At 31.8% G+C, this 12,627-nt stretch carries 17 protein-coding genes; 12 read left to right on the top strand and 5 right to left on the bottom strand.

Translation table 11 applies throughout. From position 1 onward, the window contains the following. Nucleotides 1–92 precede the first annotated feature (92 nt). Nucleotides 93–584, bottom strand: a complete 492-nt coding sequence (locus DU428_RS12415; protein WP_113966642.1) for a hypothetical protein — start codon at nt 582–584, stop codon at nt 93–95. Between the two features lie 106 nt (nt 585–690). After that, nucleotides 691–1,167 (bottom strand): Hsp20/alpha crystallin family protein, encoded by a 477-nt coding sequence (locus DU428_RS12410; protein ID WP_072352724.1) that lies wholly within the window; start codon nt 1,165–1,167, stop codon nt 691–693. An 840-nt stretch (nt 1,168–2,007) separates the two neighbouring features. On the opposite strand from DU428_RS12410, the gene DU428_RS12405 reads away from it, so the two are divergent. Together DU428_RS12405 and DU428_RS12400 are read left to right on the top strand one after the other, a co-directional pair. After that, nucleotides 2,008–2,697: a HupE/UreJ family protein gene (locus tag DU428_RS12405; protein WP_072352726.1), complete on the top strand. Its 690-nt coding sequence runs from the start codon at nt 2,008–2,010 to the stop codon at nt 2,695–2,697. Nucleotides 2,698–2,710: 13 nt separating this feature from the next. After that, complete coding sequence (locus DU428_RS12400) at nt 2,711–3,337, top strand: hypothetical protein (protein WP_113966641.1); 627 nt, start codon at nt 2,711–2,713, stop codon at nt 3,335–3,337. 361 nt (nt 3,338–3,698) lie between these two features. Here DU428_RS12400 and DU428_RS12395 read toward each other — a convergent pair whose 3' ends face one another. Next, complete coding sequence (locus DU428_RS12395) at nt 3,699–4,322, bottom strand: LysE family translocator (RefSeq protein ID WP_113966640.1); 624 nt, start codon at nt 4,320–4,322, stop codon at nt 3,699–3,701. Between the two features lie 108 nt (nt 4,323–4,430). Here DU428_RS12395 and DU428_RS12390 point away from each other — a divergent pair, with 108 nt between their 5' ends. The 9 genes from DU428_RS12390 to DU428_RS12345 all read left to right on the top strand — a co-directional run bounded on the left by DU428_RS12390 (nt 4,431) and on the right by DU428_RS12345 (nt 10,184). Then, entirely contained in the window at nt 4,431–5,309 is an 879-nt protein-coding gene (locus tag DU428_RS12390) for a LysR substrate-binding domain-containing protein (RefSeq protein ID WP_113966639.1), read from the top strand. A 279-nt stretch (nt 5,310–5,588) separates the two neighbouring features. Next, on the top strand, nt 5,589–6,437 hold the full coding sequence (locus DU428_RS13555; protein WP_243633534.1) for a hypothetical protein: 849 nt from the start codon (nt 5,589–5,591) through the stop codon (nt 6,435–6,437). 9 nt (nt 6,438–6,446) lie between these two features. Further along, complete coding sequence (locus DU428_RS12375) at nt 6,447–7,316, top strand: cation diffusion facilitator family transporter (RefSeq protein WP_113966638.1); 870 nt, start codon at nt 6,447–6,449, stop codon at nt 7,314–7,316. A gap of 199 nt (nt 7,317–7,515) precedes the next feature. After that, nucleotides 7,516–8,064: an SRPBCC family protein gene (locus DU428_RS12370; protein WP_113966637.1), complete on the top strand. Its 549-nt coding sequence runs from the start codon at nt 7,516–7,518 to the stop codon at nt 8,062–8,064. A gap of 10 nt (nt 8,065–8,074) precedes the next feature. Next, nucleotides 8,075–8,527 carry a VOC family protein gene (locus DU428_RS12365; RefSeq protein ID WP_113966636.1) on the top strand — a complete coding sequence of 151 codons (453 nt, stop codon included), beginning with the start codon at nt 8,075–8,077 and terminating at the stop codon, nt 8,525–8,527. 5 nt (nt 8,528–8,532) lie between these two features. Then, nucleotides 8,533–8,970 carry a hypothetical protein gene (locus DU428_RS12360; RefSeq protein WP_113966635.1) on the top strand — a complete coding sequence of 146 codons (438 nt, stop codon included), beginning with the start codon at nt 8,533–8,535 and terminating at the stop codon, nt 8,968–8,970. Nucleotides 8,971–8,977: 7 nt separating this feature from the next. Continuing rightward, entirely contained in the window at nt 8,978–9,340 is a 363-nt protein-coding gene (locus tag DU428_RS12355) for a DUF2200 domain-containing protein (RefSeq protein ID WP_072352732.1), read from the top strand. Nucleotides 9,341–9,345: 5 nt separating this feature from the next. Then, nucleotides 9,346–9,708 (top strand): nuclear transport factor 2 family protein, encoded by a 363-nt coding sequence (locus DU428_RS12350; RefSeq protein ID WP_072352733.1) that lies wholly within the window; start codon nt 9,346–9,348, stop codon nt 9,706–9,708. A 107-nt stretch (nt 9,709–9,815) separates the two neighbouring features. Further along, complete coding sequence (locus DU428_RS12345; protein WP_113966634.1) at nt 9,816–10,184, top strand: DUF1428 domain-containing protein; 369 nt, start codon at nt 9,816–9,818, stop codon at nt 10,182–10,184. Nucleotides 10,185–10,464: 280 nt separating this feature from the next. Here DU428_RS12345 and DU428_RS12340 read toward each other — a convergent pair whose 3' ends face one another. Then, nucleotides 10,465–11,199 carry a T9SS type A sorting domain-containing protein gene (locus DU428_RS12340; protein WP_113966633.1) on the bottom strand — a complete coding sequence of 245 codons (735 nt, stop codon included), beginning with the start codon at nt 11,197–11,199 and terminating at the stop codon, nt 10,465–10,467. Further along, entirely contained in the window at nt 11,156–11,386 is a 231-nt protein-coding gene (locus DU428_RS12335; RefSeq protein WP_072352736.1) for a hypothetical protein, read from the bottom strand. The genes DU428_RS12340 and DU428_RS12335 overlap by 44 nt, the downstream gene beginning before the upstream one ends. Nucleotides 11,387–11,824: 438 nt before the next feature. Between DU428_RS12335 and DU428_RS12330 the strand changes: the two genes are divergently transcribed. Next, nucleotides 11,825–12,619 carry a hypothetical protein gene (locus DU428_RS12330; protein WP_072352737.1) on the top strand — a complete coding sequence of 265 codons (795 nt, stop codon included), beginning with the start codon at nt 11,825–11,827 and terminating at the stop codon, nt 12,617–12,619. Nucleotides 12,620–12,627 lie beyond the last annotated feature (8 nt).

The following is a 12,627-nucleotide window of genomic DNA, read 5'->3' as shown; positions in this document are numbered from 1 at the left end:
AATTCAGCTCTATATGCTTTGGGTACAGACAATTAATACACACCATTTAAACATTTCTTGCTAAGTAAAGTTTAAAGAATAAAAGACGAAAATTAATTCATTTCGTCTTCTGGTTTAATCAATTTAAATTGATGTTTTTTCAAAAATTCTTTTTGTCTTGCAATCAATTGTTTTTTTATATTATTAAGATCCATAAAATCAGAACCAAAATTGCTTTCGAAGAAACTGTCATTAAAGAAATAATTGCTTACTAATGAATCATTAGCAAAAATATCTTCAAATCCTTGATTTTTAAGTTCTAAGAAATTTGTGAAAAATTTTGATTTAAATGATTGTATTAAACTATCTCGCTGTGATATGGATAGTTTGTTGTATTTGTCCTGAGATGACCAGGAGTAGATACTATCATATCTAATTAGATTGCCGTTTTCGTCAAATTCCTTATCTACTTTCCAGGATCCTTTTGGTTCTTGAATTATTTTCTGATTATCATACTTTGCTTCTGTGTTTTCTAAGTTCTTGTTTTGGCTATTGCAGCTAATACTTAACAAGCTAATTAAGCAAAGAGATATATAAATTTTCATAGTTAAAGGGTTTTAAATTACAAATATCTAGAAGTGTAGAAGAGACCGATTCCTCGGCCTCTTTACTTCTAGTTTCTAGATTTAGTCACAAGAAATAGTGATTCGTTTAAGAAATCTTAATATTTCTTACCGGCTTTTGTTTTGCTTCATCTTTTTTTGGTAAGATAATGCTTAAGATGCCTTCGCTATAACTTGCATTGATTTTTTCATCATTTACACTTTCAGGTAGTGTAAAAGTTCTTTTGAAGGATGAATATCCAAATTCTCTACGGGTATACTTCTCCTCTTTAAGTTTTGTTTCTTCTTTTGTTTCTGATGAAATTGCTAATACTTGGTTGTCAATTTCAATTTGGAAATCTGATTTTTTAAGACCTGGAACAGCCATTTCAACCACAAAAGCATCTGCAGTTTCTTTGATGTTAACTTTAGGTAAGGTAATACCTGTATTAAAGTTTGAGTTAATTACTGATGGTAAGTCACGATTAAATATATCGTCAAACCAATTTGATAAACTAGGGAAGTTTTGATTTGAATTACTGTTTGTTAAACTTCCGTTTTTAGGAACACTAACTAAATTGCTCATAATTACAAAATTTTAAATTAAACATTATTTCAAATTGAAATCGTTTACGACTTCGTTTATGACTTTACAAAGAAAATGCCATTATTGAAATATGGTTGTTTTGTGATTTTTTTCTTTAGATTAGATGAAATTTTGTCTTTTTTTTTGTGAAATTTTCACATGATTACATTAAATAAATGACATATTTTCATGAATGTGCTTTAAGTGGGATTGTTGTAAAACTGATAAATTTATACAATTTTCCTTCTAGTTTTCTATAGGATATAATATAGTAGGTGTTGCTAAAAATTGCTTTTTCAGCGGATTTAAGCCGGGCTTACTTAGAAAAAATGCTTGAAAGTGATAATGATTTTATAGAAGTAATTAGGAGTTATGAAAAGCTAATATGTTGTTTGGAACTCTATAGTGAAAATCTATTAGCTAAAGATTTACCTTTTTATTCGAGTATGAAAAAATGGTTTCGATATACATAATTATGTCAGATTGAAACTTTAAAATGAATCTTTAAAAGGAAATCTTGGAAAAAAGAATCCATGATATTTTTACCATAAACAAAACTGTTTATCTTTGAAAAGTTGTAGGGAGTATGGGACATCAAAAAGCTGCCTCATTCAAATATCATTTCCTTTATAAAACTAGCATGAGAATTATTTCTAAGCACTAATTATAGTTTTATTTTTGACCTGTATAGACAAATACAAAAGGAGAAGAAGCTGAAGTGGCAATAGAATCTGTATCGAAGAAATCTTTGCTTGAAGACCATGCTGCGAAGTGGGATAAAGAATTTTAGATAGCGTTTGGTTGGTATAAGAACCAAGTAAGCATACGAATTAAAACTATATGAAGTTAGTGAAAATATTACATCCATTTATCTTGATACTGTGTTTTTTTATATCGGCAACAGCCTTTGGGCATGGTGTTGATGAAAATACGCAGTCCTTTTTAACATCTAACAAAGGAGTTGCTTTTGGACCTTTTTTATACATGGGAGCAAAACATATGATTACGGGTTACGATCATTTACTCTTTTTAGTAGGAGTTATCTTTTTTTTATATCGGACTAAAGAGATTATTATTTATGTAAGCTACTTTACCATTGGTCACAGTCTTACGCTTTTGTATGGGGTTATGGCAGATATACATGTAAATGCTTATATTATTGATGCTATAATTGGTTTATCTATAGTTTATAAGGGCTTTGATAATTTGGGTGGATTTCAAAAGATATTTGGAAAGCAACCCAATACCAAAGCAGCAATTCTAATTTTTGGTTTTATTCATGGTTTCGGTCTAGCAACCAAATTACAAGAATTTGAATTTGATAAAGACGGACTTTTTACAAACTTACTTGGCTTTAACTTAGGTGTAGAAATCGGACAGTTTTTAGCATTAGGGTTTGTACTATTAATTATTAGTTATTGGCGACAATATAGCAGTTATATCAAATTTTCCCAGCTTACTAACTTAGCTTTAATGGCAGCTGGCTTTTTATTGTTCGGCTATCAATTAGCAGGATACTTTATCTCTTAACCCCTATAATACTATGACTACAGTAAAGCAACTTAATTTAACAAAAGCCCAAATATTAAAATCATTACTCCTATCACTTCTTATAGGAGCAGTTGTGTTAGTAACTGCTGTTTTACCTGCGGAGTACGGAGTTGACCCTTTAGGAACTGGTGAATTGTTTGGATTTTCTAAATTACACCAAGACCATACGAAAGCAGAAACAATAAGTGTATCTACAGGTTTGCGTTTTGATAAAATTACCATGGAAAAGCTAGGGTCTCCGCAAAGCATAGCAAAGCCAATGGAAGCTAACAATCCCCCTCCAGAAGTTCCGTACCCAAACAGAGAGGATTTGGTGGAAGTTTTTGTACCCGCTAAAAAAGGCGTTGAATTTAAATTTTACAGTCTAAAACATGGTAGTATAAAATATGAGTGGGCAACAGATAAAGGGATTGTATATATAGATTTTCATGGAGAAGTAAAGCAGGAAAACCCGCCAAAAGAAGTGTTTTATGAAAGTTATACGCTTGCATATTCCAACAATATGGCAGGAACATTAACTACTCCATTTGAAGGGAAGCATGGTTGGTATTTTAGAAACGAAACAGGCGAGGATATTGTTGTTACTGTTAAGCTAAAGGGAGAGTATAAGTTATTATAATAAAATGTATAAAGCTTACAGAGTTTATGAGTTCTTTGCCATATAGGGAGTATTGAAAGTAGGTTTTTTTGAATTGCATATAAAACACTCAAGAATACATTTTTCTGATTTTTTTTATTTCAGCCAAAGAGGAGTTGTTAAAAATGCATTTAAATAGCATATTGGAAAGGGGGTAAAAAGGCAGTTTAAAAATACTGTAAATACAAGGTTTATAGTATAATCATTTTTTTACCCGTAAAACAGCATATTGGAAAGCTCTATTATAGATTGAGTTGTTGCCATCTCATCTAAAAAAAACGTTAGCAGCACAAGGGCATCTAGTTTGCTGTGATTTTATTTAAGAATTAGATTAACCATGGGTTTAGGTTGAGCCTATTTTAAGTCCCATTAATATAAAAACCACTCCGCTACATTTATTTAGCCTAGAACCAATATTTGGATTATTAATGATTCTTTCATAAAACATGCTAGCTAATATCGTCAGGCTTATATACCAGACAATCCCGATTATAGCAAAAGTAAGACCTAATAGCACAAAAGGAACCGGGTTTTGAATTTCTTCAGGATTAATGAACTGAGGAAAAAAAGCTAAAAAGAATAATGCAACTTTCGGATTTAATGTATTGGTTAAAAAACCTGTCCAAAAGTCGTTTTTTGCCTTCGGTTTTTTATTGTCTATTGAAACATTTGCTAGTAGATCCTTTTTAGTTTTCAGTTTAATAAAACCTAAGTATATTAAATAAACCGCCCCTATGTATTTAATTAAGGTAAAAGCAATAGCAGATTTTGCAATTAAAACAGACAGTCCTAAGGCTCCAATAAGCGCATGAGTCAATACACCTGCATTGATTCCAAGTGTTGCATATACTCCTGACTTCCTACCTTGACCAATAGACTTGTTTAATACAAACATAGTGTCTATTCCAGGGGTCATAACAAATAAAGTCGCAGTTATTAGGAAGGCCAAATAGTTTTCTATACCCATATTTTCTTGCTTTTAAAAATTAAGTATATTTTGACAGCAAAGAAAAGTTTTTGATAGCTTTTAAAAAATACATATTTTTGGTATAATAATGCAAAAACCGCATTAGTTATGAATATTCAACAGATAAAGTATTTTTTAATACTCGCTAATGAGTTGCATTTTTGGAGATCGGCAGAGAAGACGTTCATTTCACAATCCTCTTTAAGTAGGCAAATTCAATCTTTAGAACAAGAACTAGACGTTCAACTGTTTGAAAGAGATAAAAGAAATGTCAAACTTACCGATGCGGGCGCCTTTCTAAAAGAGAAATATACGCATCTAATAAGTGAACTAGACCAGATTCATAGACAGGCTAAAAAAATTAATGAAGGACTATCAGGGAAGATTTCTATAAGTTACCCAGGATCTATTTCCTTTAACTTTTTACCAAGCTTCCTAAAGGTATTAAATACCAATCTTCCTGAGCTCAAATTTGAATTAACGGAGCCTACAGATGAAAATCATGAAAAGCTATTGCTCCGTTATGAAACCGATATAGCATTTAGTAGAGATGCTATAGAAAACATACATATTGAATCTCTTAAATTGCACTCAGAATCCATTTGCTTAGCGGTACCTTATAATCATTGGTTTCATGAAACATCTTTAACCAGCCTTAATAAACTAAAAGATGAAAAGTTTATTATTTCTGGGCTACATGAAAAAACCTTCTTCGCTTCTTTGTTAAGAAGTTTTTTTTTAAAACATGATTTTGAACCAAAAATAATTATTGAATCTGATTTTGGAGGTATGATTTTAAATCTTGTAGCTAAAGGGCTGGGGATTTCTATTCTGCCAATTTCTTTTAAAATAGCAAAGACTCAAAATGTGCGGTTTATTGCTTTAGATGAAAAAATTGATTTATATATGCATTGGAGGAAAAAAGAAGCTAATAAAACCATTAAACAAGTGATTGCATATGCTGAAAGTGTAAAGGTTTTAGAGTAGTTAGGGGAGGTTATGGTTTGTTATGCAAGTAGTTATTGCTATGCTTAGGGGTTTAGTAATTTTAAAGACAGCATGAGTTTAAAATGCTTTATAATTAAAAAAAACGGACTATTTATACAATTGCTTTAAATTTAAATCCTTAAATTAGGGATGTGATTATAAAATTTTATGCAATCCTAAAATAAACAAATGGTTTAGCTAGGTTGAGTTATAAAATCTATATATGTTCTACATACTAAAATCACCGCATGTTCGTTAAACTCTAAAAACCAATAAATTATGAAAACAACTAATTTCTTTTTTCGCTACTTTTTGTTTTTAGGACTGTTTAGTTTCATGATTTCTTGTTTATCCGATGATGATACTACAAATACTTCAACACAAACTCAAATTCAAAATACGGTACAATCAGGAACTTGGATTATTTCTAATTTCATAGATTCTGGTAATGATGAAACGGGGCACTTTTTATGTTATTCTTTTGTGTTTCAATCGGACGGAACTTTGGTCGCAACGAGTTCCAGTAACAGCTATAATGGTACTTGGAGTGTTAGCAATAGTGGTAGTAATGATGATAGCTCGGGTGATTTAGATTTTAATATTCACTTTAACCTTAGTAATGCATTTGAAGATTTAAACGACGACTGGGATATTATAGGTTTCAATGCTAATAGTATATCCCTTATTGATGTTAGTGGTGGTAATGGTGGTACAGATTATTTAACATTTGTAAAAGGAACACCAATGGATGATTGTAGTTCTTCCACGCAAAGTACCATTCAAGATAATGTTGCTATGGGGACATGGAGAATTACCGAGTTTATAGATTCAGGAATAGACGAAACCAATCATTTTACTGGCTATAACTTTAGTTTTAACAGTTCGGGGGTTTTACATGCAAATAATGGCAGTATTAGCTACGATGGCACTTGGAGTATTACGGATAGTAATAGTAATGATGATAGTCAAGATGATTTAGACTTTAATATTTATTTCAACCTAAGCAATGATTTTGAAGATTTAAATGACGATTGGGATTTTATCTCGCACTCTCCTACAAAAATAGAACTAATAGACATTAGTGGTGGAAATGGAGGAACAGACTATCTAAGCTTTGAAAAAAATTAAACCTTAAGATTGAATAACGAGCAAACTGCAATACGAACCACTTATTTTAGCATTTTTGGAAACGCCATTTTAGCATTAATAAAAGGGCTGACAGGAGTTTTTGGTAACTCTTACGCTTTGATTGCTGATGCTATAGAATCTACAACAGATATTTTTGCTTCCTTTTTGGTTTTATTAGGACTTAAGTATGCAAACCGGCCAGCAGACGAAAATCACCCCTATGGTCATGGTAAAATTGAACCATTAATTACCTTCGCCATTGTTGCTTTTTTGGTTATTTCTGCTACCATAATTGCTTATGAAAGTATTCAGAACATTCAAACTCCTCATGAAACCCCTAAATCATGGACGCTATTAGTTTTGGCGCTCATTATAATTTGGAAAGAAATATCCTTCCAAATTGTAATTAAAAAAAGCAAACAAACCAATAGCAGTTCTTTAAAAGCAGATGCCTGGCATCATAGAAGCGATGCTATCACCTCGATAATGGCGTTTATAGGTATTAGCATCGCTATATTTTTTGGCGAAGGGTATGAGACTGCAGATGACTGGGCCGCTTTATTTGCTTCGGCTTTTATATTATACAATAGTTATTTAATTATCCGACCAGCCTTAGGGGAGGTGATGGATGAACAACTTTATGATGATTTAATACTAGAGATAAGAAAAAAATCTGTTCAAGTTACAGGGGTTTTAGGTACTGAGAAATGTTTTGTTAGAAAATCTGGAATGAAATTTCACGTAGATTTACATGCCATAGTTGCTGGGCAAATTTCTGTAAAGGAAGGACATGATATTGCACATAAGCTAAAAGATTATTTGCGAAATGAAATACCAAATTTAGGGCATGTGTTAATCCATATAGAACCAGATAATTAGGGGTTAAGTAATAATAATTTCCGTATAAGCCTGTGGTTTAAGGAACGAAAAAAACAGAAAAAAATATTAAATGGAGTTCCTAAAAAATCTAACTTTAAACCAATGAATACTTTTGTTTTGTTTGCGTAAAAGCATTATGTGATGAAAATCAGCACCTTAATAAGCTGTCTAAATAATAAAAATTAAACCCAAAGAACATATGAAAACACTAAAGAAGATTTTAATCGTTATCGGAATTATTATCGCAATACCATTAGTGGCAGCTTTATTCATAAAACAAGATTATGCTGTAGAAGAAGAAATTGTAATTAATGTGACTAAATCTGAAGTCTTTGCATATATAAAGCAGCTTAAAAACCAAGATCATTTTAGTAAATGGGCTAGTATGGATCCAAACATGAAAAAGACATATACAGGTACAGATGGGCAAGTAGGTTTTATTTCGGCATGGGAAAGTGAGGATGAAAATGTTGGTGCTGGGGAACAAGAAATTAAAAAAATCACCGAAGGCGAAAGAATCGATTTCGAGTTACGATTTTTAAAACCTTTCCAATCCACAGAAGCGGCCTATATGATTACCGAAAATGTAGCCCAAAACCAAACTAAAGTAAAGTGGGGGTTTACAGGAAGGTCGGAGTATCCTAGTAATTTATTCTTACTATTTATGGATTTTGAAAAAATGGTTGGTGATGATTTTCAAACTGGCTTACAAAACCTAAAAAACATACTAGAAAACAATAAGCAATAAATCTTATATTATGACAACAGTAAATACATACATAACATTTAAAGGCAATTGCGAAGAAGCCTTTAATTTTTATAAAGCAGCATTCGGTGCAGAATTCTCCTATGTAGGTACGTTTAAAGATATGCCGCAAGAGGACCCTAACTGTAAAGTAGATGAATCAGAGCTTAATAATATTATGCATATATCCTTACCAATAGGCAATACGACCTTAATGGGGAGTGATGCAGGAGGCGAATGGGCTAGTAAGATAACCGAAGGGAATAACTTTGCCGTTTCTATTAATACCGATACCAAAGCTGAAGCAGATAGGTTATTTGACGAATTATCCAAAAACGGACAAGTAGCGATGCCAATGAATAAAACATTTTGGGACTCTTATTTCGGAATGTTTACGGATCAATTTGGAATTAACTGGATGATTAGCTTTGACCCTAATCAAAAAGAAAACAATCAAAAAGAATAATAGACATGGAACATTATAAACAAAAAGTGCCCGTTTGGTTTTGGATGATAGCAGTTGTTTTCCTTTTATGGAATTTCATGGGCGTCCTTTCCTTTTTTGCACATACCTTTATTACTGAGGAAGCTTTAGCCAAATTACCACACGCAGAAAGAGAACTTTATGGAGATTATCCGCTATGGACTACTATTATTTTTGCCATTGCTGTATTTGGCGGTTTTATAGGATCTATTGGCTTGGTGCTAAGAAAAAAATGGGCAAAATTAGCCTTTATCTTATCCTTATGTGCTATCATTCCGCAAATGATACACAATGTGTTTTTTACAAAATCTATGGAAGTTTATGGACCAGGACAAGCAGCTACTATGCCAATTATGGTGGTGGTTTTTGGTGTTTTAATAATATGGTTTGCCCATTTCAGTATTCACAAAAAATGGTTAAAATAAAACAGATATACAAACAACCCCAGAGCACAACCATCGCATTGCAAAAATGACATTTGCCTCGGTATATCCGCATTATATAACTAAGGTGGAGAGTAAAGGAAGAACTAATGAAGATTTATTACAAGTAATAGAGTGGTTAACCGGATTTACCGAATCTGATTTAAAAACCATGATAGAGGAGAAGGTCAGCTTCGAAACTTTTTTCGAAAAAGCAACTTTAAACCCTAATGCACCTTTAGTTAAAGGCGTAATATGTGGCTATCGCATAGAAGAAATTGAAAACCCATTAACCCGAAACGTACGATATCTAGATAAGTTGGTAGATGCATTAGCAAAGGGTAGAAAAATGGAGAAAATTTTAAGAACTTAAGCACTATGAGCATCCAAGAGATAGCACAAGATTTCCTACAATTAGTGAGCAGCGGAAAAGTACATGAAGGTTTCAGCAATTATGTAGCGGCAAATTTTATTCATCACAATCCATACTTCAAAGGCACTAGAGATGCTTTGCAAACCGCAATGATTGAAGCGCACGAAACTAGTCCGAATGAATTTTTGGAAGTGAAAAAATCGTACGTAGACAAAGATACCGTTATTACACACGCCCTAGTGAAAAAACAGGATATGGAAATTGCAGTAGTACATATCTTTAGATTCGAAGATTCTAAAATAGTTGAACTTTGGGACTTAGGGCAGGTGATAGATGTGCAAAGTCCTAATGAAAATGGCTTGTTTTAGTAGGTTATATTTAACATGAATTAAAAGAAAATTAGCTATACATGGAAGTGTCACAAGAAGTAATAATTTCTAAGTTACTTTACATTTAAACCTAGCACCTTGCAAATATGGAAAATTATATAGACGGCTTCGTTCTTCCGGTCCCTAGAAAGTATTTGGATGAATATAAAAATGCTTCCCGAAAAATAGCTGAAATATGGAAAGAATATGGAGCAATAGATTACTGCGAATTTATTGGTGACGATTTATGTTTAGAAGGCACCAAATCGTTTGTAGAAGTGGTAGAAGTAAAAGAGGATGAGGTTATTATATTTGGTTGGGTGCTTTTTCCTTCAAAAGAAATTCGTGACTCAGCAAATATAAAGGTACCTGAAGACTCAAGAATGGCAAAGTTAGTCGCTCCCTTATTGGATACTAAAAAGTTAATATTTGACGGCAGTAGAATGGTTTATGGAGGATTTCAACCTTTAGAGTAATCGAACGAATAGTTTATTTACAGGAACAGAAGAAAACTATATTTTTCATCGAGTAAGCATAGGTTTAGAGAAGTTTGTTGCTAAGTTTTATAATAACAATAACAAATACCTGTAGCATTAATTGCTCGGTTGAAGCGTGTTAGAGTAGGTTATTGGCTTCATAAAAATTATAAATATAAAGTCAATATGTTGTGCTACAAAATGCATAATAAGTAAGAAAGAAAAAGCGGGAAATCTATTAGGAAATCCCGCTTCATTATTGGTTTAAAAAAAGAAGTAATTAGTTTTTAATAAACTTCTTAGTAACTTGTCCTTTATCTGTTTTTAACTGTAATAAATATACACCAGTGTTTAAGTGGCTTAGATCTATTTGTTTCGTGTTGTGAAATGCTTCTTCTAATTTTCTTCCAGATATATCATAAACAGCATAACTTTCTAGATTAGTTAAGCCTTTTAAGTTTAAGATGTCTTTCACTGGGTTTGGGTGAATTGTCCAAGTGTTTTGCACATTATCTTGTACGCTTAGGGCGTCGTAATTTATATTTACATCATCAATAAATGCAGCACCAGAGTAGTTGTCATGAGCAAATCGAATTTCATCAATATTGTATAATAATTGACCAGTATGCACAAGCGTTCCGTTTAAATAGTAACGTATATCATTTCCTTCGCCTGTTACTCTAACATCATACCAGGTATTTCTATTCCAAGTTCCAACATTAGTCACTGTAAAGTCTGTACCATTATTTTCTAAAATTTTGATACTACCATCGTAGCTAAAGTAGATTTCTAATACTAGTGCATTATCTACAATACTACCACATTCCAAAGCAAAGATTGAAGAGTTTCCACCAGGGTAACTGTCTATGCTAATGCTATAAGCAAGAGAGAAGTTTGTTTTATCTAAAGGATTGTCTAAAACACGGAATGCCCCCATAACGGGAAATGGTTGCGAAGCAATATTTGGATTATTAATAATTCGTAAAGAGTTTAGGCCTGTTTTTTGCTCTTTCATCAGTAACAATTTGCAGATCTGTAAACTGTCCACCTCCAAGACTAGTTGTAGTCCATCCTTGTTGTTGGTTTATGTCTCCTAGCACATAGCTTTCCTCTGTTTCAAAGGAAATGGTGTTGTTTTGAGCGCAGAGAAAAGACACACTAGTTAAGCATGCGGCAAAAAGTGAAAAGTAATTTTTTTTCATAGTTTAATTTTTAATTAGTTAACAATAGACACAAATATATTGTAAATTGTTAGAAATGGTCTTACGTGTTGTTAGGTTTAGCATTAGTATTTTTTGTTACAAATAATATTAGATATTTTTGTTTTAGGTTACTGTTGGAAAGTGTTTAGAGTGTTTTTAGACTGGATTGTTATGGCTTAAAATTTATACTTTTGAAAGTGTTTTTGATAGTCTAATAATCTATTTGTGAACTAGTTATGTCTTAGAGTTATTTTATAACAGATTTTTTAAAAATAACAAGTATAATGTATAAATAAAACTGGATAAGGTTAAAATAAAATTAATTGCTTGTGTAATTCTGGATACGTATCCTTTTTATATATTTATTATTTGGTTTTTGCTACAAATAAAAATATTAAAACCAAGAGACTACACTATTAAAAGTCATTTACTCTTACTATGAGAAATTTATTTCTTTTTATATTTCTAACACCTTTTTATTTAGTTCAGGGTCAGGAAATTGATCTAAGTAAGTGGAAAAAGGATTCTATCCCTATTGGGGAAAGATTGTCTCAAACAAACAAGTCAGATGCCCATTGGTCTTTTGTTATTCGAGATGATAGTGTGCATATTGTTCAAAATACCTATGAACGAATATTAGGAGATGTATTAGCATTTCCTATGGATAGTATTAAAGGAATAGTAAAGGGGAAAAATTATATAAAGAGCATATATAATGGCTATTTGATAGGTGAAAAAGGTAGTTATCTAAGTGGAGGACTGTATTTTGTATCACTACACAATGATTATAGTTATGAGGTAGAAGAAATAATTGAAGATCCTGAGCATATTTATGGCTACACAAATAAAAATATTTTAAAAATATTTGAATTTCATAATAAAATATATGCAACTAGAGGCTACCCATATAAAGGATTAAATACTGGAAATATTATTGAAGTTGTTTATGATCAAGGAAAATGGCAATATAAAAATATTAGTAAACTAATAGAGTCACCAACTATAAGTTTCGTTCACGGTACGTTTCTTTATATAATTACAAGCCAGTATGTTTTGAAAATAGATAAAGATCTTATAATAAAACAGATATTGCAGTCTCCATTTTATTGGGGTGCTTTGTATCCTACAAGCGCCTTTATTAAAAATAAGGATTTATATATAGCAATGAGAAGTGGTGTTTTGGTAATAAAAAATTTTGAAAGCTACCCTAATTATGAATGGTATGTAAAATAATACCATAA

The organism is Oceanihabitans sediminis (assembly GCF_003337215.1).
Classification (GTDB): domain Bacteria; phylum Bacteroidota; class Bacteroidia; order Flavobacteriales; family Flavobacteriaceae; genus Oceanihabitans; species Oceanihabitans sediminis.
Note: the sequence above shows the minus strand (reverse complement) of the source record. Positions and strands in the feature narration are given on the sequence as shown.

Bases quoted from the DNA above. Each gene is read 5' to 3' on its own strand.
- DU428_RS12345 (WP_113966634.1), top strand. From the start codon at position 9,816: ATGGAAAATTATATAGACGGCTTCGTTCTTCCGGTCCCTAGAAAGTAT.
- DU428_RS13555 (WP_243633534.1), top strand. From the start codon at position 5,589: ATGAAAACAACTAATTTCTTTTTTCGCTACTTTTTGTTTTTAGGACTG.
- DU428_RS12390 (WP_113966639.1), top strand. From the start codon at position 4,431: ATGAATATTCAACAGATAAAGTATTTTTTAATACTCGCTAATGAGTTG.
- DU428_RS12415 (WP_113966642.1), bottom strand. From the start codon at position 584: ATGAAAATTTATATATCTCTTTGCTTAATTAGCTTGTTAAGTATTAGC.
- DU428_RS12360 (WP_113966635.1), top strand. From the start codon at position 8,533: ATGGAACATTATAAACAAAAAGTGCCCGTTTGGTTTTGGATGATAGCA.
- DU428_RS12365 (WP_113966636.1), top strand. From the start codon at position 8,075: ATGACAACAGTAAATACATACATAACATTTAAAGGCAATTGCGAAGAA.
- DU428_RS12395 (WP_113966640.1), bottom strand. From the start codon at position 4,322: ATGGGTATAGAAAACTATTTGGCCTTCCTAATAACTGCGACTTTATTT.
- DU428_RS12335 (WP_072352736.1), bottom strand. From the start codon at position 11,386: ATGAAAAAAAATTACTTTTCACTTTTTGCCGCATGCTTAACTAGTGTG.
- DU428_RS12340 (WP_113966633.1), bottom strand. From the start codon at position 11,199: ATGAAAGAGCAAAAAACAGGCCTAAACTCTTTACGAATTATTAATAAT.
- DU428_RS12330 (WP_072352737.1), top strand. From the start codon at position 11,825: ATGAGAAATTTATTTCTTTTTATATTTCTAACACCTTTTTATTTAGTT.
- DU428_RS12350 (WP_072352733.1), top strand. From the start codon at position 9,346: ATGAGCATCCAAGAGATAGCACAAGATTTCCTACAATTAGTGAGCAGC.
- DU428_RS12370 (WP_113966637.1), top strand. From the start codon at position 7,516: ATGAAAACACTAAAGAAGATTTTAATCGTTATCGGAATTATTATCGCA.
- DU428_RS12410 (WP_072352724.1), bottom strand. From the start codon at position 1,167: ATGAGCAATTTAGTTAGTGTTCCTAAAAACGGAAGTTTAACAAACAGT.
- DU428_RS12400 (WP_113966641.1), top strand. From the start codon at position 2,711: ATGACTACAGTAAAGCAACTTAATTTAACAAAAGCCCAAATATTAAAA.
- DU428_RS12405 (WP_072352726.1), top strand. From the start codon at position 2,008: ATGAAGTTAGTGAAAATATTACATCCATTTATCTTGATACTGTGTTTT.